The following is a 19080-nucleotide window of genomic DNA, read 5'->3' on the forward strand; positions in this document are numbered from 1 at the left end:
GGATTGTGGCTGTAACAATCCTGAATGTATAATGTAGATAAAATGATCAGGAAAGGGGCGACCCGGAGTGAAAATCAGCGAATTGTCGCAATTAACCCATGTCAGTGCCCGCTCGATCCGTCATTACGAAAATCAAGGTCTTCTAATCGCCGACAGACTGGATAACGATTACCGGGATTTCCCTGAATCGGCCGTCGGGCGGGTCAAGGCGATCCAGCTGTACTTGAAGCTGGGATTGACCGTTGAAGAGATCAAAGCGTTATTCAGAACGGAAGTGGCCGATCCTGACGGTTATGAATATTGCGAGGAGATGCTGGCCACATATGAGGGAAAGCTGCAGCAGGTAAATGAGCAGATCGAAGCCTTGCACGGGCTGAAAGCATTACTGGAAAGGCAAATCGCCTTTACCAACGGAAAAAAGAACATTGTATAGCCATGGCATCACTGGAGCGGCGGAAGCATGCTCCGGTTTTTTTTATGTTGACATTGACACTAGTGGAAACCTTTATGATGGGCTTAATCTCGTGATGAAGGGAGCTTTAGCTATGAATACAGACTTTCCAAAAGACAACCGTCATGCTGGCGACTCGTATGCAGCCGGCCATTCCAAATCAGTCACCCTCATCGGACTGGGCCCAATGGGGCAGGCGATGGGTCGCGTGTTGCTTGACCGCGGCTACGCAGTGACCTTGTGGAACCGGACCCCCGGCAAGGTGGAAGAGCTCGTCATGCAAGGCGCTGTCCGGGCCGAGACGGTGGGCTGCGCTTTGGATGCGAATGAGCTCACGATACTCAGCCTCACCGATTACGACGTTATGTACACTATTTTCGAACCGGCCTCAGAGCAATTGGCTGGCAAAACGATCGTCAACCTGAGCTCGGACACGCCAGCGAACGCCCGTAAGGCGGCGGAGTGGCTAGCGAACCGCGGTGCCCGTCTCGTCACAGGCGGCGTGCAGGTTCCTCCTTCAGGGATCGGCCAATCCGGATCCTACACGTATTACAGCGGGCCAAGGGAGGCGTTTGACGCTTATAAGGAGACGCTGGAGGTGTTGACCGGCACCGATTACAGGGGAGAGGATCCCGGACTTTCCATGGTGTATTACCAGATCCAAATGGACATGTTCTGGACATCCATGCTCAGCTATTTACATGCGCTTGCGCTGGCTGAGGCAAACGGCATTTCGGCGGAACAGCTTCTGCCGTATGCTTCAGCGACCCTGTCGTCGCTGCCGGGCTTTATCGCGTTCTACACGCCTCGCCTTGACGAAGGGCTGCATCCCGGCGATGTGGACAGACTGGCCATGGGCGTGGCGAGCGTCCAGCATGTCGTGCATACAGCCGAAGATGCGGGAATCGATGCTGATTTACCGGCTGCCGTTCTCCAGATTTTCAGGCGGGGAATGGACCAAGGATATGCCGGGAACAGCTTTACCAGCCTGATTGAAACGTTCAGAGCAGCCAAAGTGCGGAACACATGACCCGCAATGCCGAAGCCTGACTCCATTTGGAGTTCAGGCTTTTTGTACTGTATCTGAGAAGCCGATTGACCTTCGTCAAGGTCTAGGGGTATACTTTATTCAATTTTTCAGAATACGTTTTCGGTGACTCTGCAAGAGCCGGAAAACGATAGTCTGTCTTACATATAACGCTGCATACAGCGTAACGATCTCAAGGAGGTTATCATTTGCTTACTACATTAAATCTAGCCGGAATTTGGGAACTCCAACTGGATGGGGAGAAGTCCGGAATGCAAACGCCGTTCACCGATACGATGGCGCTCCCTGGCACGACATCCCATGCCCGAAAAGGGGAGCGGAACGAAGCCGCAGAGATCGGCTCGCTGACGGATGAGTATCGTTTTGAAGGCTATGCCTGGTTTTCACGGACGTTTGAAGTGGACGCATCACTCGTGGGGTTACCCTGCTTCCTTTACCTGGAGCGTACGCGTGTAACAACCGTGTGGATCGACGGTGAGGAATTGGGCAGCCGTAACAGTCTGAGCACCCCCCATGTGTATGAGATCTCCGGAGGACTGACGGCAGGAACGCATACGATGCTCATTCGCGTCGACAACACGAACTATCCGACCAAAGGCGGTCATCTCACATCCCCGGATACGCAGACGAACTGGAACGGCATCACCGGACGGATCGAGCTGCAATTTGCGGGCCAGCGTTACCTGCAAAATGTCCAGGTCTATCCGGACGCGGCAAACCGGTCGGTCACCGTCAAGGCGCGCCGCGTGGGCATCTCCGCAGACAAGCTGGTCGTGTCAGCATCCGGATTCAACGGCGATTCCGAGCATCGGCCGGAGGCGCAAACGTTCAGCCTTTCCGATGATCGCGAGGTCGTTATCACATACCCGCTCGGTGAAGACGCCAGACTGTGGAGCGAGTTCGATCCCTACCTGTATAAGCTGAACCTTCGTCTGGAGGACGAGGTGGGGACGCTGCTGGACGTGACCGAAATCGTATTCGGACTGCGGGCATTCCAGGCTGACGGCGATAAGTTTACCATTAACGGGGTCCGGACCTTTTTGCGAGGGAAGCATGACGGCCTCATTTTCCCGCTGACAGGCTATGCGCCGACAACCGTTGACGAATGGCTGCGGGTGCTTACCATTGCCAAATCGTACGGCATCAACCATTACCGCTTCCATACCTGCTGTCCGCCGGAAGCCGCTTTTACCGCGGCCGATCTGTTGGGGATCTATATGGAGCCGGAGCTGCCGTTCTGGGGAACCGTCACCGACGAATCCGATCCGAATCATAACGCCGCCGAACAGGAATACCTGATTCAGGAAGGGTTCTCCATGCTGGAGAGCTTCGGCAATCATCCGTCTTTTGTCATGATGTCGCTCGGGAACGAGCTGTGGGGGAGCAAGTCGCGCCTCAGTGAGATCCTGGCCAATTACAAAGCGTTCGATGACCGCCCCTTGTATACGCAAGGATCGAACAACTTCCAGTTCGTGCCGGATATTCTCCCGGAGGAGGATTTTTTCTGCGGCGTCCGCTTCTCGCGGGATCGTCTCTTCCGCGGCTCCTACGCCATGTGTGACGCGCCGCAGGGCCATGTGCAAACGGACATGCCAAGCACCCGGAAAGATTATGACGAGCAGATCCAGCCGTCCGTCTTCGGTAAAGGTCCGGAGGAAGGATCTGGGAACAGCATCCAGATCCAGTACGGCACAGGTACGAAGACCGTGCAGGCGTCGGCCGTAGAGGAACAATTGATCCCCCGCATTCCTGTCGTTTCGCACGAGATCGGACAGTATGCCACCTTCCCGAATTTTGGCGAGATCGAAAAATACACGGGTCCCCTCAAAGCCCGCAATTTCGAAACGTTCCGGAAACGGCTCGAGGATAAGGGGCTCGGCCATTTGGCGGAAGCTTACTTTTGGAACTCTGGGCAGCTGGCGGTAGACTGCTATAAGGAGGAGCTGGAAGCTGCTTTCCGTTCCCGCCGGCTGGCAGGGTTTCAGCTGTTGGATCTTCAGGATTTCAGCGGCCAAGGGACGGCACTTGTGGGTGTGCTGGATGCTTTTATGGACAGCAAAGGCTTGGTGACTCCGGAGGAGTGGCGGACGTTCTGCTCCGACGCCGTGCTGCTGGCGCGTTTTGACAAGTATCATTTTACAGCCGGCGAGCGTTTCGACGCGCATGTCGAACTGGCTTATTTCCGCGGCATACCGCTAAACGCGGCTGAGGTGGTCTGGAACGTTACAGAAGGCGGGACAATCCTGGCCGAAGGAACGCTGGCTGCAGAAGTATCGAATGACGACAACTACGTCGATTTCGGGGATATCTCCTTTGTGGTTCCGGAACCTGCAGGTATGACACAGGTCACCTTGTCACTCGCCATCACCGGGACGGATATCCGTAAAACCTACCCGCTCTGGCTCTACCCGTCGGGAGTGACTGTCGATGAATCAGCCGAGCAGTGGGTAACCGCACTGGACCCAGGCGTCCTGGCGCGTCTTGCGCAGGGAGAGTCTCTGCTGCTTACGCCGGACCCGGCCCGGCTGGATTCCGCCGTAGACGGCACGTACTGCACGGATTTCTGGTGTTACCCGATGTTCCGGTCGATATCGGAGAGCATGAACAAGCCTGTGCCTGTCGGTACGATGGGACTGCTGATCGATCACTTGCATCCGGCACTGCGGCATTTTCCAAGCGCATCGCATTCGACGTATCCTTGGTGGAGCATCGCGACCCACTCGCGTCCGCTCATTCTGGACGATCTGTCCCAAGCTTTGTCGCCGATCGTACAGACGATCGACAATTTTGAGCGCAACCATAAGCTGGGCCTCTTGTTCGAGTGCCGGGTCGGCGCCGGCAGGCTCCTTGTCTGTCCGCTGAATACGGAAGCAGTGACCGGTACGCCGGAGGGCAAGCAGTTCCTGCACAGCCTGATCGAATACGTACGATCGGAAGATTTTGATCCGCAGGTTGAGCTTGCGCCTTCCGAGCTTCAGGCTATCCTATAAGCTCACGATCTTCAGAATGGCTCCATCCAAACCGGACGATGCTGAAAACACGGGGACGTTTGGTTGAGCAAAGCTGCCGCTGACGTTGCAGCTCCCCGTAATTTGCCCTATGATGAGAGAGAAAAGGGGAGCTGAACGTGGCAAGAACCAAAGCATTTGATACGAATGAAGTTCTGCATAAAGCGATGAAGGTTTTCGGGAGCCGGGGCTACGAGGGCACTACGCTGCCGGACCTGCTAACCGGGCTGGGCATCGCCCGCCAGAGTTTGTATGACACGTACGGCACGAAGCGTGACCTGTTCGTGACAGCCGTCAAATATTATATGGATCGAAAAAATCGCGATTTGCTGGAATTGATGGACCAGCCGGGTGCGGTTATTGATAAAGTGAAGCTGGCTTTCACTGCGATGATCAGCGCTCTGGCGGACCCGGAGCTGCGCCGGGAGTGCTTTATCATCAGCAGCGCGATTGAGCATGCGCCTCATGACGAGGAGCTGGCCGCCTATATTCGCTCCAACACCGAACAGGTGGAGCAGGCTTTCTATAGCATGCTGGAGCGCGGGAAGGAGCGGGGCGAGATCGAACCGGAAACCCATATCCGCGAGTTGGCCCGCTTTCTGGCGCATGAACGGATATCCTTGGTCGTTGCGGCAAAGATGGGGATGGATGAACAGAGCCTGTTGGGGATCATGGAGATCGTGCTGTCGGTCGTCAATCCAAGTAGAAGTCATGTTGAATAGAAGCGGTGCACAAAAAGGGCTATCCCGTGGTCATCGGTCATGATCATGGGGATAGCCTTTCTTCATGTTGCTTAAAGAGTAAATAAGCTATTACAGGCGTGGTAGAATGGTTTTACACGTAGGGCGGCTTAAAGCCAAAGCCGATGTGAATTTTGTGAACTGAACACTGGAGCATAGGCGGGGAAAAATGAAAATGAAAAACGGAAGTATGATGAGTACACAAGAGAGAATGGAAACTGCCTTTTTATATGCAGTGTTCATTTGTTACATCCTTTTTTTATGTAAATTATTGTTCTTATCAAGGGTTTCCCTTGTGGATTTGTTCAATAGTCAAAGGACTGTAGATAGGTCGATCAATCTCATCCCTTTTCATAGTATAAAGGACTATATATTTAGCAACTCTGCCACGATAAAAAAATTCGCTTTTGCTAATGTGGTTGGCAATATCGTTATCTTTATTCCTCTCGGCACCTATTTGTCGTTATTTAAGAACAATAAAAGAACAACCAATCTGCTTTTCATAGTAATAATAAGTTTATTTATTGAAATCATTCAGGGTCTTTTAGGCATTGGAGCATCAGACATGGATGACATCATTTTAAATGGTTTGGGTGGATTCGCCGGTGTTTTAGGGTATACGTTTTTAATGTTTATATTACGGGATAAGAAAAAAGTACGTACTGCAATGACAATACTATCGGCAATAGGATTACCCGTCCTATTATATTTATTATTTGCGGTGAGATTGCGCCTCTGAATATCTTTATTGCATAAGCAAGATGGTCCCTTAAGGAAAAGGAACGGACTTATGACAAAGGATTGTTCTTCTGCTTATGATCAAATCGTTCTTTGCCGTAAGCCCGCTCCATGACCGTAATAAAGTCGAGCTATTCTTTTGCTAGCGTTTATTGGTTAATCAGCAGCCCGAAACTATACATAGTTGCTCAGACGTAAGCCTTTTCCAGCCAGCACCGGTTGTCCCGGATAAAATCCTCCAGCGACCGCGGATTCCGCCCGGTTACTCGCAGAACCGTGTCCGTAACCTGATCTTCCACGCCTTCCGTCCGAATACGGCGATCCAGATCAGCCAGGAGTTCGGCGTAATCATTCGGAATACCGGCAGCTGTAAGCGACTGTGCCAGCTGCTCTTCCGTAATGCGGCTGTGCTTGACGGCCAGGCCGGTAACCCGGCTGATTATCGCTGCGGCTTCATCATAGCTGAGCGATTCGGGGCCCGTAATGATATGCTCCGTATTGTGCGGTTCCTTATCCGTCAGCGCATGGAAGGCGACGGCTGAAATATCATCCGCATCAACGAAGCCGATTTTGCCGTCTCCGGCTGCGGTGATGATTTCTCCCTGCTGGCGAATCGTATGGCCATGTCCTGCTTCCGTAAAGTTCTGCATGAAATAGGATGGCCGCAGCACGGCCCACTCAGGCGCATGCTCTTTCAGGTACTGATGGACGGGGCCGAAGACCGGCCCCTGCTCCGTGACAGATGCGCTGGACAGCAGGACAAAGCGGCGGACAGAGGCGGCCAGTGCTTTGCGGATCAAAGGGATCATGACTTTATCCGGGTGCATGCCCGTCGGGGCGACGAGATAAATGGCACCAACACCTTGCAGGGCCGCTTCGTGGGTGGAATCGTCGTACCAGTCAAAGCGTACATGGTCTGCCAGCGCATTCTCCATGTTGGACGGACTTCGTCCGGCAGTCCGGATGGAGCAGCCTTGGTTGATCAAAAGCTGGGCGAGACGGGAGGAAGTTTTTCCTTGTCCTCCCGTGATTAGAATGCGATTGGATGAATCGGTATGCATAAGAACAGCTCCTTTTTTATCGTTTGGATGATGATCAAAGTGCTAACGGGTTCCAGTAGTCCTGAAACCGGACAATTTTTCCGTTCTTAACCTCTACGACAGAAATATACTTCTGCTCGTACGGTTTACCATCTGCGAGGACCGTCCCGCTTCCTTTGTACTGGGCGATAAATACCGGGGATTCCGCCGATACATGGATAAGCGGTTCGGTAAAAGAACGAATCTCAAGGAGGGTGTCCAGCGTTTCCAGGTACTCCTTCAGCGCTCTTTTACCATTTAAAAGTTGCGTTAGCGCTTCAGGCGCGTAAGGGAATTCGAAAATGACATCCTCATCAAATAAATCTAGAAAACCTTCATAATCTTTGTTCTTAATACGATCTGTGAACAATTGCATGATCGTTTCTGCTTGTGCGTAAGAAATCGTACTCATTTCAGATGCCTCGCTTTCTGCGGTGGATTGGACCTGTTTAGCAATTCGCCAAAGGTATGGACCTAATATAACAATTCCGGACTAAATGGTCAATAATATTTTGACTAAATAGTCCGAAAAAGAAAAATGGGTGGAAAGAGAGCGCCTGTTAACAGGAAGCCGATCCTGCTTTTCATGAATAAGGTGCACTCCATTGGCATACGGACGAAGGGAGGTATACAATACCATTTGGGCGAGCATCGCAAATGACCCAGGAAAATCTGTTCATAGGAGGGGAACCATGCCGCAGGAAGATGTGATCAAAACCGTGATGAAACAGTACATTGACCGCTTCAATCAGGATGATGTGGAAGGCGTGCTTTCCCTTTTCGGGGAAGAAGCCACCGTGGAAGATCCGGTCGGTTCACCGGCTGTCGAAGGGAAATCCGCAATCGCTGAATTTTACAAAAGGGTGGTTAATGGAAATACTCGAATCCGGCTAGAGGGACCCATACGGGGATCTCACAGCAATTCGGGAGCCATGGCGCTGCAAATTACGACCTCAGCTGAAGGGAAAACCATTTCCATACCGGTCATTGAAGTGATGACCTTCGACGAACAAGGCAGCATCGCTTCGATGAAGGCATACTGGGGGCCGGAGGATATGGTCATCAAGTAATACGGTATTGGCATAGGTGCCGCCGTACTGGAGCACATACTGCCCGGTGCGGCGGCTTTATGTTTTACTGGGGAATAGGATGCACGGGGATACTCACTACAGCGGATAATCATAAAATTTGATTATTTTCACGTCCGGCAGCAGGTGATATTCTGGGGAGGCGCAGCCCTGAAGTCAATATTATTATATGATTCCGCACTATTTTAATATTGTCCTTTCCACTGCATGACGGTAAGATCGTTGTAGTTTGAATTGAAACCGCTTCCTAAAGAGAATTCCATATGCGTATTTCTACACGTAAGGATTGCTGATCAATGTGAAAATGAGGTGCAGTTCATGACGGAAATCGAAAATCTTAAACAGCAGTTTGCCGATCCGCCTGCTGAATTCAGCCCTATCCCCTTTTGGTTCTGGAACGATGCCCTGAACGAGGAGGAAATCATCCGCCAAATTCATGATTTTTATGCCAAAGAGGTGGCAGGCTTCGTCATTCACCCGCGGATGGGCATGCCCAGAGAGATCCCCTATTTGTCGGAGAAGTACATGGACTTGGTCGAAACAGCCGTATCGGAAGCCGCCAATCTGGGGATGAGGGTCATTCTGTATGACGAAGGGATGTATCCTTCCGGCTCTGCCTGCGGACTCGTCGTGCAGCAGAATCCCGGGTTTGCCAGCCGCGGATTGCGGCTTCAGGAGATCCCATGCGGTAAAGGATCAGGCCCCGTCAGGGTTCCCATCTCGCTGTCCCCTGGGGAGACGCTGGTGTCGGTTCAAGCCGTCATTAAGCCGTCTGCAGGTGAGGCCCAATTGGGAACGGCCCTCGTGCTCGAATGCGAGAACGACGGCGTGTCGTTCACGCCGCCGGCCGAAGGAAACTGGTCGGTCTTATTGTTCATCGAGACTCCATCACGGGGAACCATCCGCGGCGTTCATCCCGGACAGGACGATGGCGAGCCGGACGCTCCATTAGCGGCCGATTTGCTGAATCCGGATGCGGTGAGAAGCTTTATTACGATAACGCATGAAAGATACTATCAAAGGCTGCATCACTATTTTGGAACGACCGTATTCGCCTTTTTCACCGACGAACCGGATTTGCTCGGCCGCGGCCATATCAGGGGGCTGAAGCCATGGACCAATGGCTTCCTGAATGAGCTTATCGAAGGCGGCTTTCGGGAGCAGGATTTGCCAGCGCTGTGGTTCGAGACGGGAGACTCGGCCGCTTCGGTCCGCGAAGCCTACGAAACGGCGGTTCGGAACCGGCTGGGCCGCACGTATTATAAGCAGATCGCCGATTGGTGCGAAGCGCACGGCATCAGCCTTACCGGTCATCCGGCGGGAAGCGACGACATCGGGTTGCTGGAGCATTTTCATATTCCCGGGCAGGATGTCGTCTGGAGGTACATTGCTCCCGAAGACGGCAAGTCGCTCACAGGCGTGCACAGCACCATGGGCAAGTGCTCATCGGATGCCGCCCGCCACCGGGGAAGACGAAGAAACCTGAACGAGTGCTTCGGCGTCTGTGGAATCGAAGGCGGCTGGTCGCTGACCGCCGACAATATGAAATGGTACCTGGACTGGCTGTTCGTCCGGGGTGTCAATCTGATCAGCCCGCATGCCTTTTATTACTCCATCCGCGGGGAGCGCAGGGACGAGCGTCCGCCGGATGTCGGACCTCATAACATATGGTGGCCGGAATACGGCCGGTTCGCAAGGTACATCAAGCGGATGAGCTGGATGATGACAGGCGGTGTGAACGGAGCGGAGGTCGCCGTACTGGCGGGGGCCAAGCATCTGCCTTGGCAAATCGTCAAGCCGTTGTATGAGCAGCAGATCGAGTTTAATTACTTGGAGGATTCGCTGCTGAATACCTCTTGCGAGTTAGAGGACGGGACGATTGCGATTGCCGGTTACCGGTATAAAGCGCTCCTGATCGAGAATTCCCTGCGGCTTGCACCGTCCAGCCTGCTGTTCCTAAGGGCGTTTGCCGATCAGGGCGGGGTGATCATCGAATGGAATCCGGAAGGCAAGGATAGCGCAAACATCGGCCAGATCGCGGTAAGCCGTGCCGAAGAAGTTCCGGAAGCGCTGGAGCGCAGGCTGGGCTGGAAGCATAAGCTCGAACCCGCCGCGGTAGCGATTCGGATCAGCCGGGTGATGAAGAACGATATCTGTTTCTATGTCATCGTCAATGAAGGCGAAGAAGAATACGAAGGTGCCTTGCGGATCAACCACACCGGTACGGCGGAATATTGGCGGCCTTGGACGGGGGAATGCGAAGCGGCGAGGACGGTTCGAACAGAGGATGGACAGGTCGTCGATTTACGTATAGAGCGCAGGGAATGCATCATCGTTGCCGTGAATCCGGCCTCGGATGACCAGGGGGCAAGCCTCAGATCGGAGCCGGCGAAGAGGAAGAGGGATAGGGACGTATCGGTAGAGGGCCTGTCGGAAGGCTGGCAGGTGGTGGATGGTCCATGGACCGGGGAGCTCCCTTCGCTGTCGTCATGGACTCAGTGGGAAGGGATGGACCGCTTCTCGGGAACGGTTGTTTACGAGCGGAGTCTGGAACTCGCAGACCCGTCCGCGTGGGCGGAACTCCTGCTGGATCTCGGCGATGCCCATGAAATCGTTCAGCTCGAGGTGAACGGCAGGGAGGCGGGGGTCCGGATGTGGAAGCCTTACGTTTTTGACCTTGCCGAAACGGCGGTGCTTCCGGGAACGAACCGCCTGCGTGTGTCCGTCAGGAACAGCCTGGCCAACCGCTACGACGGCAAGTCCTTCCCGTCCGGGTTGATTGGCCCGGTACAGCTGATGAAGGCACCGCATCATTGAGATTTTCTTTGGCAGGAAGACCTGAGTTCGTGACGGCAAGTTGTCGAACCACCATATGAAAGGTAACTCTTTGCTGCAGGCTGATCTGTTAAGGGATAGCGGATGACGTTACCAGTTTGACGGCCAGCTTGACGAAGCGGCACAGCGGTTCGAGTTTGAACCGGGACATAATTTCGATTGAGACTGACTTAAAATAACGGCAGAATCTGCTCCTCTTCCAACGGCTGCACAGCGCCTGTGCAGCCGTTCCGGAAAGGAGTTTTCGTATTTGGCAATCCTCGGACGCATACAGATGCACAACGATTCTCAAGTATATGGGCTCTGCGAAATGGCGAAAATGATGAGAAAGATTCATAAACCGTGCTGCAAGGGGACCGGCAAATGTCATTTTTCAAGCAACTATGGAAGGCCATGCTCAAGGATGAATCTAAATCACAGGAAGCCATTGTCGAGGCATATCCTGAAAACAACGAAAGTCCCTCCCTTCAACATACGCTGGAGCAATTTGACAATTGCGCCGATCTCGTGCATCGAACTTACCCCAAACTTCAAGTGGATATCGTGTACTTTAGTCCCATGATGGATATGGACAAGCTGACTCGCGACGTATTAACCCCGCTGCTGCAAGCTGGTGAAGCTGAAGTATCCGGCGTGTTGGAGCAAAGCCAATTTTCCAAAAATGAGGACAGTAAGCAAATCGTTAAAGGGATTCTTTCCGGGCAGGCAGCCGTCTTTTACGGGCAATCCGCCTATTTAGTGGATGTTTTCGGCCCCGAATCGCGCGCCGTTACCCAATCCGAAACGGAGACGGTCATTACGGGCCCCCATGATGCTTTTACAGAACGTGCGGGAACGAATCTGGCGCTCATTCGCAGCCGAATTCGAAGCTCACATCTGAAAGTGATCCGGTTGTCTGTGGGGGAAGTCACCAAAACGGATGTGTTTATCCTTTATATAGAAGGAATTGCAAACATGGATTATGTCCATGAGGCGATACGCAGAATTAAAGCCATTGAAATGGATGCTATGTATGACACCTCGATGCTCATCCAATGCATAGAGGACAGCCCGAAATCCGTGTTTCCCCAATTCATTACTTCGGAACGTCCGGACGCGATTGCATCCAAGCTGGTATCCGGGCGGGTGGTCGGGCTCTGTGACGGGAGTCCTTCAGCATTCAGCGCACCTACATCCGTGTTCGAATTTTTCTCTTCCTCGGACGATTACTACCAACGATGGATGGTCGGTACAGGGATCCGCCTGCTTAGATTCGTTGCCTTTATTATTACGGTAGCCTTCACGGCCCTTTACGTGTCCGTCACGACGTATCATTATGAGATGATTCCTGAAAATCTGCTGATCCCGTTAACGGAATCCAGAAGCAGGGTTCCCTTTCCGCCTTTATACGAAGCTCTGCTGATGGAAACCACGATCGAGCTGCTAAGGGAAGCCGGCGCCCGGCTGCCTACTAAAATCGGGCAAACCATCGGTATCGTCGGGGGTATTGTGATAGGACAGGCAGCCGTTCAGGCCGGTCTGACAAGTAATATTTTAATTATCGCCGTGGCGATCTCTGCGATCTCCTCCTTTGTTATTCCCAGTTATGCCATGAGCGGCTCGATTCGAATCATTCGTTTCGGAATCATCGTATTGGCAGGAATATGGGGGAACTTCGGAATTGCGATCGGTTTCACCGCGATCATTATTCATCTGGGGGGAGTGCTCAGCCTCGGTACGTCATATTTAACTCCCGTTGCCCCGTTTAAGTTTAGGGATTGGAAAGATACGTTTATCCGGGCTCCATTTTTTATCCTGGATGAAAGACCTACGCAAACCAAGACTCCAAACCGGATAAGACAAAAGCCCAGAAGGTAGGTGACGGCTCATGAAGGAGAAGTTATCTGCGTTTCACGCCACCATATTAATCTATATGACCCAAGTCGGCGTATTCAGTTTCAGCCTTCCCCGAATGCTTGCCCAGCATTTTGGAACGAACGGTTGGCTTGCGATATTCATTTTGGCGGCCTTTGTTTTTCTAAACACCGCGATCATTGCTGCTGTTTATCGGCTGTCCAAAGGGAAATCCGTATTTGAAACGTTAGAAAGGTCGATTCCCAAAATCGTTCTGTTCCCGATTTACCTTTGTTTATGCTGTTTCTGGGTAACGATCGGCTGTTTGGCCGCGAAGGAATACATATTTATCTTTCAAATTATCGCTTTTCCTTCGACCCATCCGATGATCTTTATGTTTATTTTTTGTGTGCTCGCCTATTTATTAATTAATAAGGGAATTTACAATATTGCCAAAGTTTCGACCGTTTTTTATATCATCACGGTGTGGATCCTTTTTTTGTTCTTTTTTTACTATCATGACTTTAAGTGGACCCGGCTTACGCCTTTCATTTTTCAAGGTGGAAATCCGGACAAAATCAAAGGTTTTTTCGATGTGTATCCAGCTTTTCTCGGATACGAGCTGACCATACTGCTTTTTCCATATGCGGACAAAAAAACGCATCTAATGCGGTCGGCATTTATAAGCAGTGGGCTGGCGACCATCGTATATGCGTTCATTGCCTTCGTCTCTTTTGGCTTTTTCGGTTTGGGCTATCTGAAGGTGCTGCAATACCCGATTCTGGTCTTGTTTGCGTATGTTCACCTTCCGCTCATTGAACGCATTGAGAATCTGCTTTACGGTTTTCTCTTGTTTACGACCATGATCACAACGGTGATGAACAGCTGGGCTGCCGTTGAGGTCGGGAAAAGGATGTTCCCCAAATTAAAAAATGCCGTATTAAGCTTTTTGATAATACTGTTCGGTTATGTGATCTCCTTTATCCCGGAAGTGCTGATGGAGGCTCAAAGGTGGCTGCATTACGCAGCTTACATAGAAATCGGTCTTGCTTTCGGCTTCCCGATTGCTCTGATCTTGTTGTTGCTTATTCAACGAAGCAGAGGTGAATTACAATCATGAACAAAAGATGGCCCGGATTATTGTTGACCCTTGCAATGCTTACGGGATGCGACGATCAGCACATATTGGAGAGAACCGGATTTTGCCACACGATCAGCTATGATCTTTTGCCGGACCATAATTTTAAAATCGGACTGAGCGTACCCAAGGCAGATCCGAACTCCAAGACGGACCGGGAGGTGCTGCAAGCCATCGCCCACAGCAGTAAGGACTCACAACCGAAATTGGTCAGACAAACCAGTCTGCTGCTGGTTAACGGACAGCTGCGGAACCTTCTCTTCAGCCTGCCTTTAGCCGAGAGCGGTCTTTTGGACCAGATGGATACGCTGAGCCGAGATCCATCGATTCCGCCTAAAGTCAAGATTACTCTGGCTGATGGCGATGCCTATGATTTGCTTAAAAAAAATTACAAGGAGCACCCCCGAACTGACCGGTACATTTATACTTTGCTGGAAAAGGAAGCGGCGTATCAAACGGTGCCTGAGGCTACCCTGTACGAATTCATACGGGATTATTACGATGACGGAATTGATCCGATCGCTCCCATCATCAAAGACGCGGGAGATACGATTACGGTCTCGGGCGTAGGACTGTTTAGAGGGGACAGATATATTACCAGAATCAAACCGGATGATTTGCACATATTGGCTTTGTTACGACATAATCTGCGGCATGCGGATATGACGATCCATCTGGCCTCGGAAGGACAGCACAAAGAGCTGATCACCTTCAACTATCTGAAGAGTGACCGGAAGATCGATGTTCTTCGCGACAAGAGCGGCAAACCCTTGGTGATGATTCATATTAAGGCGTCCGGATCGGTGCTCGAGTATATCGGAAAATCGAAGCTGCACAGTGATGCGGACCGAAATACATTATTGCAGCAGGCAGCCAGGCATCTAGAGAGCAGAGCCGAAGAGATGATCAAGTTTATGCAGGATAACAAGGTGGACAGCATCGGGATTGGTGCTTATGTGCGCAACAGTATGAGTTATGCGTCCTGGAAGAAACTTGACTGGTATGAAGAGTATGCTCATCTTACCGTGAAATGCAAAGTCGATTTAAACATCATCAACTCTGGACAAACCCTCTAGAAGCGGCTAACTGAGGCAGGGAAGGGGTTATTCAGAAAGACGAAAAAAAGGGGGTTGACACCAACCGCATTTAAGCATAGAATTGTCTCATAATCAAATATCTCAAATTAAAGACAAATGAATTTAAGGTTTTTGAAGGGTGGGAATCGGATGCAATCGACATGCAAAAATAAAGCGTACCTGGCGTTAATGCAGACTTCTAAAGAAATCCAGGAATGCATTAGAGCCGAGCTGGCGAAAACCGACCTTCACGTTACGGAATTTTCAGTATTGGAAGTCCTCTACTTCCATGGTAAGCAGACGATCCACGAAGTGGCGCAGCGCATTTTGGTGTCAAGCGGATCCATGACGTATGTGATCGATAAGCTGGAGCGCAAGAATATGCTCAAACGGGTACCGTGTCCTGACGACCGCCGGGTGATCCATCTGGTTCTTACCCCCGACGGGGAAGCGTTCATGCAGTCCATCATGCCGAGACATCAGGATCGGGTGGAGCAGCTGTTCGGATCACTGTCTGAAGAGGAGTCGGGAACCTTCGTACAGCTGCTCGGAAAAATCAAACATCAGCTTCATGTACAGGTTTAATCATCCTATCTAAAATAATGAAGATCACGGGAGGAATTTAAAATGAGTAAAAAAACGATGGGAATTCACCATATTACAGCCATTGTGGGTCATCCGCAGGAAAACGTCGATTTTTATGCCGGCGTATTGGGGCTTCGCCTGGTAAAGAAAACCGTCAACTTTGACGATCCGGGTACCTATCATTTGTACTTTGGCAATGAAGGTGGCAAACCGGGGACGATCATTACATTCTTCCCTTGGGCAAACGCATATCAGGGCAAAATCGGCGACGGCCAGGTTGGAGTAACCTCTTATGTTGTTCCTGCCGGTGCGATGTCCTTCTGGGAAAAACGGCTGGAGCAGTTTCAGGTTCCTTTTACAAAAACGCAGCGCTTTGGCGAAACGTACTTGGCGTTTGACGATCCGCACGGACTCCATCTGGAAATCGTTGAGCGGGAGGAAGGGGAGCCTAATGCCTGGAGCTTTGGCAGCGTAACTGCGGACGTTGCGATCAAAGGATTCGGAGGCGCGACCCTGTATTCTGCGCATCCGGAGCAGACGGCGGAATTGCTGGAGAACGTGATGGGTCTGGAACTCATCGGCAAAGAAGGGGATTTGGCCCGGTATCGCTCTACCGCAGATATCGGCAACGTCATCGATCTGAAGCTGGCCTCGGCAGGCCGCGGCCAGATGGGGGTCGGAACGGTTCACCATATTGCCTGGCGGGCCAAAGATGATCAGGATCAGCTGGACTGGCAGAGCTATGTTGCTGACAACGGCTATCACGTGACGCATGTACGCGATCGCAACTATTTCAATGCCGTCTACTTTAAAGAGCATGGCGAAATCTTGTTTGAAATCGCAACCGATCCTCCAGGATTTGCCCACGACGAGTCCTTGGAAACGATGGGACAGCAGCTGATGCTGCCGGCGCAATACGAACCTCACCGCGCTGAGCTTGAACGGGTTCTGCTTCCGTTTGAAGTCAGAACACTGGACTAATTGAAGGGAGGGGCAACCTGTATGATATCCATCGATCCCCAAGCCCAGAGCGAAAGGGATAACTACAAGCTGCTGATTGGCAGCATCATTCCCAGGCCGATCGCGTTTGTGACGACGAAATCACAGGATGGCGTATTGAACGGGGCGCCGTTCAGCTACTTTAACATCGTGTCCAGTAACCCGCCGATGATTTCCCTATCCATTCAGCGGTCAGGCGGCGAACTTAAGGATACGGCAAGAAACATTCGCGACATCCAGGAGTTTGTCGTTCATATCGTGGATGAGCAGAATGTTCGGCAAGTGAATGAAACCGCGGCCAAGCTGCCTCCGAACCACAGCGAAATCGAAATAGCCGGATTGACGCCAGTCGAAAGCACCAAAGTCTCTGTTCCGGGCGTCGCCGAAGCCAAGATCCGGATGGAGTGTGTGCTCGAACAAGCGCTTGAGCTGGGCGGAACGGGTTCTGACGGATGCGACTTCATTATCGGCCGAATCGTTCAGTTTCATATCCAGGAGGATCTGTATGAGAACGGCCGAATCGACGCCCGGCGTCTGGCTGCGGTTAGCCGGCTGGCCGGCAACCATTACGCGAGGATCGGGGACATATTTACGATTGAGCGCCCGCAGTAAGTTTGCTCGAATGGAACTGATAAAATGGCGGTGCAGGGGGTTATCCCTGCGCCGCCATTTTTGTCTTCCAGTCGATTGCCGCCTCCTTTGGCAAATTACGGGCAAGCGAAGTGATCCGACCTCAAGGCTCACCTTCTGGTTTATAGGAGTGTGCCCTTTCTTACCGGGTGTCGTAAAATGGTCCTTGCCTTCTCCGGAGGGGTTCTCATGATATCGGAAATATAAATTTCATGATGAAGCCCGTTTTGTACCAGGTTATGGTCCTTCATAAATGCCTCAATCAAATCGACGGTTTCCTGCTCCCGATCATAGGGGCCGTTATGCATCATTTGCACGCATTTACCCTCATTGATCGTTTCTAGGAGGATAGATTGAATGAGCGGATTGTCCATGCTCGCATTTATTTTGGTCCTCTCCCAATGGCTCTCCGTCACGTAGTCGGGAACTCGTATGAGCAGTTTCCAATACCATTGCTCCATTGGCACTTCCCGAACAGGCTTATTGCCGTCCACCCACCAGAGCCCCTCCAGAACCGGCACGATAAAATCTTTGCCTTCCTTCATCATCAGTGACTTGACTCCGTATGCAGAGGTGTGAAGTGCTTGTACCGCAGCCAGGTGGGCAGATCCACCAGGGGCACCCTGATCGGAAATTGTAAGATAAAGGTTGCTCTCAAGCTCAATCAGTTCGGGGTGATCCGGAGCGTGATAATACTTATTGTCTGTAATCATTAAATTCATCAAGGTTTGCCTCTCCTTTCGTTTAAGGTGCAGTGACATTGTACTATACCGTTTACGACATCATTATGTCATTAACTTTTCGGGTTTTTTAGGCCAACGTTTTGTGTTTTAATGAGTGTGTATTGAACAACTATAGTGTGAAGCGGAAATGGAGGACAAGGGCCTTGAAAATCGACAGGCTTCTTGCTATCGTGACGCTGCTGTTGGGGCGCGATAGAATAAGCGGCAAGGAACTCGCCGAACGTTTTGAGGTATCGGTCCGAACGATCTGCCGAGATATCGACGCAATTAATAAGGCGGGTATCCCAATCGTATCCTATACGGGAATCGCTGGGGGTTACGGACTGATCGATCATTATAAACTAGACCGTCAGCTGCTGACTTTTGAAGAACTGTTTGTGATTGAGACGGCCCTGAACGGGATGCTTTCCTCGCTGGATGATCAGAAGATCCAACTGTTAATGGATAAGGTACAAGCTCTTATCGTAAAAGCGGAACGTGATCAAATACAGGAGCATAAGCAGAAAATGATCGTAGACTTTAATCCGTGGGGGCACGGACGATCGGAACAAGACATTATAGAACAATTGCGCGGAGCCATTAAGGACAACCTGATGGTTGAATTTGATTACCCAAACACGATTTGCGAATATCATGCTCGTAAAATAGAACCGATGACGATAGCATTAAAAGGTTATCATTGGTATGTGTACGGGTATTGTACGACTCGGAAGAATTATCGAATCTTTCGATTATCCCGAATAAACAACCTGCGGATTGTCTTAGAGAGCTTTGTTCGCCGAGATAAAACGATCGAGGATTTAGATGCTTTATGGAACGCTCGCGGTCCGGTTACTCATTTGGAGTTACATTTTCAGCCGCAGGTTAGGACAAGAGTACAGGACTACTTCAAAGCGGAATCGATCACCCCTTTACCTGACGGCGCACTTCAAGTTAAAGGGGAGTTTTTGGAGGATAGTTGGCTATATGATACTATTCTAAGTTTTGGGCCGAATGTCCTCGTATTGAAACCTGAACACATAAGGGCAGAGATCGCCGATCGAGTACGCAGAACTGCTCAATTATATGATAACTGATTCAACTCCTAAC

17 protein-coding genes are annotated in these 19080 nt (G+C 51.2%); 14 read left to right on the forward strand and 3 right to left on the reverse strand.

The features are described from left to right. Positions 1-67 precede the first annotated feature (67 nt). The 5 genes from ABIE48_RS07075 (at position 68) to ABIE48_RS07095 (ending at position 5986) form a co-directional block, all read left to right on the forward strand. The gene (locus ABIE48_RS07075) at positions 68-433 is read left to right on the forward strand and encodes a MerR family transcriptional regulator (RefSeq protein WP_145022661.1); all 366 of its coding nucleotides are present in this window, start codon (positions 68-70) and stop codon (positions 431-433) included. 112 nt (positions 434-545) lie between these two features. Beyond that, a complete protein-coding gene (locus ABIE48_RS07080; RefSeq protein ID WP_192714948.1) occupies positions 546-1481 on the forward strand; it encodes an NAD(P)-dependent oxidoreductase in 936 nt (311 codons plus the stop codon). A 206-nt stretch (positions 1482-1687) separates the two neighbouring features. Next, entirely contained in the window at positions 1688-4489 is a 2802-nt protein-coding gene (locus tag ABIE48_RS07085; protein ID WP_192714947.1) for a glycoside hydrolase family 2 TIM barrel-domain containing protein, read from the forward strand. Between the two features lie 137 nt (positions 4490-4626). Further along, positions 4627-5229, forward strand: coding sequence for a TetR/AcrR family transcriptional regulator (locus ABIE48_RS07090; RefSeq protein ID WP_145022651.1), 603 nt, complete (start codon positions 4627-4629; stop codon positions 5227-5229). 187 nt (positions 5230-5416) lie between these two features. Continuing rightward, positions 5417-5986: a VanZ family protein gene (locus tag ABIE48_RS07095; protein ID WP_354518596.1), complete on the forward strand. Its 570-nt coding sequence runs from the start codon at positions 5417-5419 to the stop codon at positions 5984-5986. A 187-nt stretch (positions 5987-6173) separates the two neighbouring features. Here ABIE48_RS07095 and ABIE48_RS07100 read toward each other — a convergent pair whose 3' ends face one another. Further along, positions 6174-7046 (reverse strand): ergot alkaloid biosynthesis protein, encoded by an 873-nt coding sequence (locus ABIE48_RS07100; protein ID WP_145022648.1) that lies wholly within the window; start codon positions 7044-7046, stop codon positions 6174-6176. 34 nt (positions 7047-7080) lie between these two features. Then, the gene (locus ABIE48_RS07105) at positions 7081-7476 is read right to left on the reverse strand and encodes a nuclear transport factor 2 family protein (RefSeq protein ID WP_145022645.1); all 396 of its coding nucleotides are present in this window, start codon (positions 7474-7476) and stop codon (positions 7081-7083) included. A gap of 280 nt (positions 7477-7756) precedes the next feature. Between ABIE48_RS07105 and ABIE48_RS07110 the strand changes: the two genes are divergently transcribed. The 8 genes from ABIE48_RS07110 (at position 7757) to ABIE48_RS07145 (ending at position 17230) form a co-directional block, all read left to right on the forward strand. After that, positions 7757-8134: a nuclear transport factor 2 family protein gene (locus ABIE48_RS07110; RefSeq protein WP_192714946.1), complete on the forward strand. Its 378-nt coding sequence runs from the start codon at positions 7757-7759 to the stop codon at positions 8132-8134. A 336-nt stretch (positions 8135-8470) separates the two neighbouring features. Next, entirely contained in the window at positions 8471-10969 is a 2499-nt protein-coding gene (locus ABIE48_RS07115) for a glycosylhydrolase-like jelly roll fold domain-containing protein (RefSeq protein WP_192714945.1), read from the forward strand. A 381-nt stretch (positions 10970-11350) separates the two neighbouring features. Beyond that, positions 11351-12844 carry a spore germination protein gene (locus ABIE48_RS07120; RefSeq protein WP_354518597.1) on the forward strand — a complete coding sequence of 498 codons (1494 nt, stop codon included), beginning with the start codon at positions 11351-11353 and terminating at the stop codon, positions 12842-12844. Positions 12845-12854: 10 nt separating this feature from the next. Beyond that, complete coding sequence (locus ABIE48_RS07125) at positions 12855-13940, forward strand: GerAB/ArcD/ProY family transporter (RefSeq protein ID WP_192714944.1); 1086 nt, start codon at positions 12855-12857, stop codon at positions 13938-13940. Continuing rightward, complete coding sequence (locus ABIE48_RS07130) at positions 13937-15034, forward strand: Ger(x)C family spore germination protein (RefSeq protein WP_192714943.1); 1098 nt, start codon at positions 13937-13939, stop codon at positions 15032-15034. Before ABIE48_RS07125 ends, ABIE48_RS07130 begins: the two co-directional genes overlap by 4 nt. 150 nt (positions 15035-15184) lie before the next feature. Beyond that, the gene (locus ABIE48_RS07135) at positions 15185-15619 is read left to right on the forward strand and encodes a MarR family winged helix-turn-helix transcriptional regulator (RefSeq protein ID WP_192714942.1); all 435 of its coding nucleotides are present in this window, start codon (positions 15185-15187) and stop codon (positions 15617-15619) included. A 42-nt stretch (positions 15620-15661) separates the two neighbouring features. Continuing rightward, on the forward strand, positions 15662-16600 hold the full coding sequence (locus ABIE48_RS07140) for a ring-cleaving dioxygenase (RefSeq protein ID WP_192714941.1): 939 nt from the start codon (positions 15662-15664) through the stop codon (positions 16598-16600). 21 nt (positions 16601-16621) lie between these two features. Continuing rightward, positions 16622-17230: a flavin reductase family protein gene (locus ABIE48_RS07145; protein WP_192714940.1), complete on the forward strand. Its 609-nt coding sequence runs from the start codon at positions 16622-16624 to the stop codon at positions 17228-17230. A gap of 140 nt (positions 17231-17370) precedes the next feature. Here ABIE48_RS07145 and ABIE48_RS07150 read toward each other — a convergent pair whose 3' ends face one another. Further along, complete coding sequence (locus tag ABIE48_RS07150) at positions 17371-17970, reverse strand: GyrI-like domain-containing protein (protein WP_186325932.1); 600 nt, start codon at positions 17968-17970, stop codon at positions 17371-17373. 164 nt (positions 17971-18134) lie between these two features. On the opposite strand from ABIE48_RS07150, the gene ABIE48_RS07155 reads away from it, so the two are divergent. After that, complete coding sequence (locus ABIE48_RS07155; RefSeq protein ID WP_192714938.1) at positions 18135-19067, forward strand: helix-turn-helix transcriptional regulator; 933 nt, start codon at positions 18135-18137, stop codon at positions 19065-19067. The last annotated feature ends 13 nt before the right edge of the window (positions 19068-19080 follow it).

It is taken from the genome of Paenibacillus sp. OAE614 (assembly GCF_040546645.1).
GTDB lineage: Bacteria > Bacillota > Bacilli > Paenibacillales > Paenibacillaceae > Paenibacillus_AQ > Paenibacillus_AQ favisporus.

Excerpts from the sequence above, each read along its gene's own strand:
- ABIE48_RS07125 (WP_192714944.1), top strand. The coding sequence starts at position 12,855 with ATGAAGGAGAAGTTATCTGCGTTTCACGCCACCATATTAATCTATATG.
- ABIE48_RS07120 (WP_354518597.1), top strand. The coding sequence starts at position 11,351 with ATGTCATTTTTCAAGCAACTATGGAAGGCCATGCTCAAGGATGAATCT.
- ABIE48_RS07115 (WP_192714945.1), top strand. The coding sequence starts at position 8,471 with ATGACGGAAATCGAAAATCTTAAACAGCAGTTTGCCGATCCGCCTGCT.
- ABIE48_RS07140 (WP_192714941.1), top strand. The coding sequence starts at position 15,662 with ATGAGTAAAAAAACGATGGGAATTCACCATATTACAGCCATTGTGGGT.
- ABIE48_RS07080 (WP_192714948.1), top strand. The coding sequence starts at position 546 with ATGAATACAGACTTTCCAAAAGACAACCGTCATGCTGGCGACTCGTAT.
- ABIE48_RS07150 (WP_186325932.1), bottom strand. The coding sequence starts at position 17,970 with ATGAATTTAATGATTACAGACAATAAGTATTATCACGCTCCGGATCAC.
- ABIE48_RS07135 (WP_192714942.1), top strand. The coding sequence starts at position 15,185 with ATGCAATCGACATGCAAAAATAAAGCGTACCTGGCGTTAATGCAGACT.
- ABIE48_RS07130 (WP_192714943.1), top strand. The coding sequence starts at position 13,937 with ATGAACAAAAGATGGCCCGGATTATTGTTGACCCTTGCAATGCTTACG.
- ABIE48_RS07145 (WP_192714940.1), top strand. The coding sequence starts at position 16,622 with ATGATATCCATCGATCCCCAAGCCCAGAGCGAAAGGGATAACTACAAG.
- ABIE48_RS07100 (WP_145022648.1), bottom strand. The coding sequence starts at position 7,046 with ATGCATACCGATTCATCCAATCGCATTCTAATCACGGGAGGACAAGGA.
- ABIE48_RS07110 (WP_192714946.1), top strand. The coding sequence starts at position 7,757 with ATGCCGCAGGAAGATGTGATCAAAACCGTGATGAAACAGTACATTGAC.
- ABIE48_RS07105 (WP_145022645.1), bottom strand. The coding sequence starts at position 7,476 with ATGAGTACGATTTCTTACGCACAAGCAGAAACGATCATGCAATTGTTC.
- ABIE48_RS07095 (WP_354518596.1), top strand. The coding sequence starts at position 5,417 with ATGAAAATGAAAAACGGAAGTATGATGAGTACACAAGAGAGAATGGAA.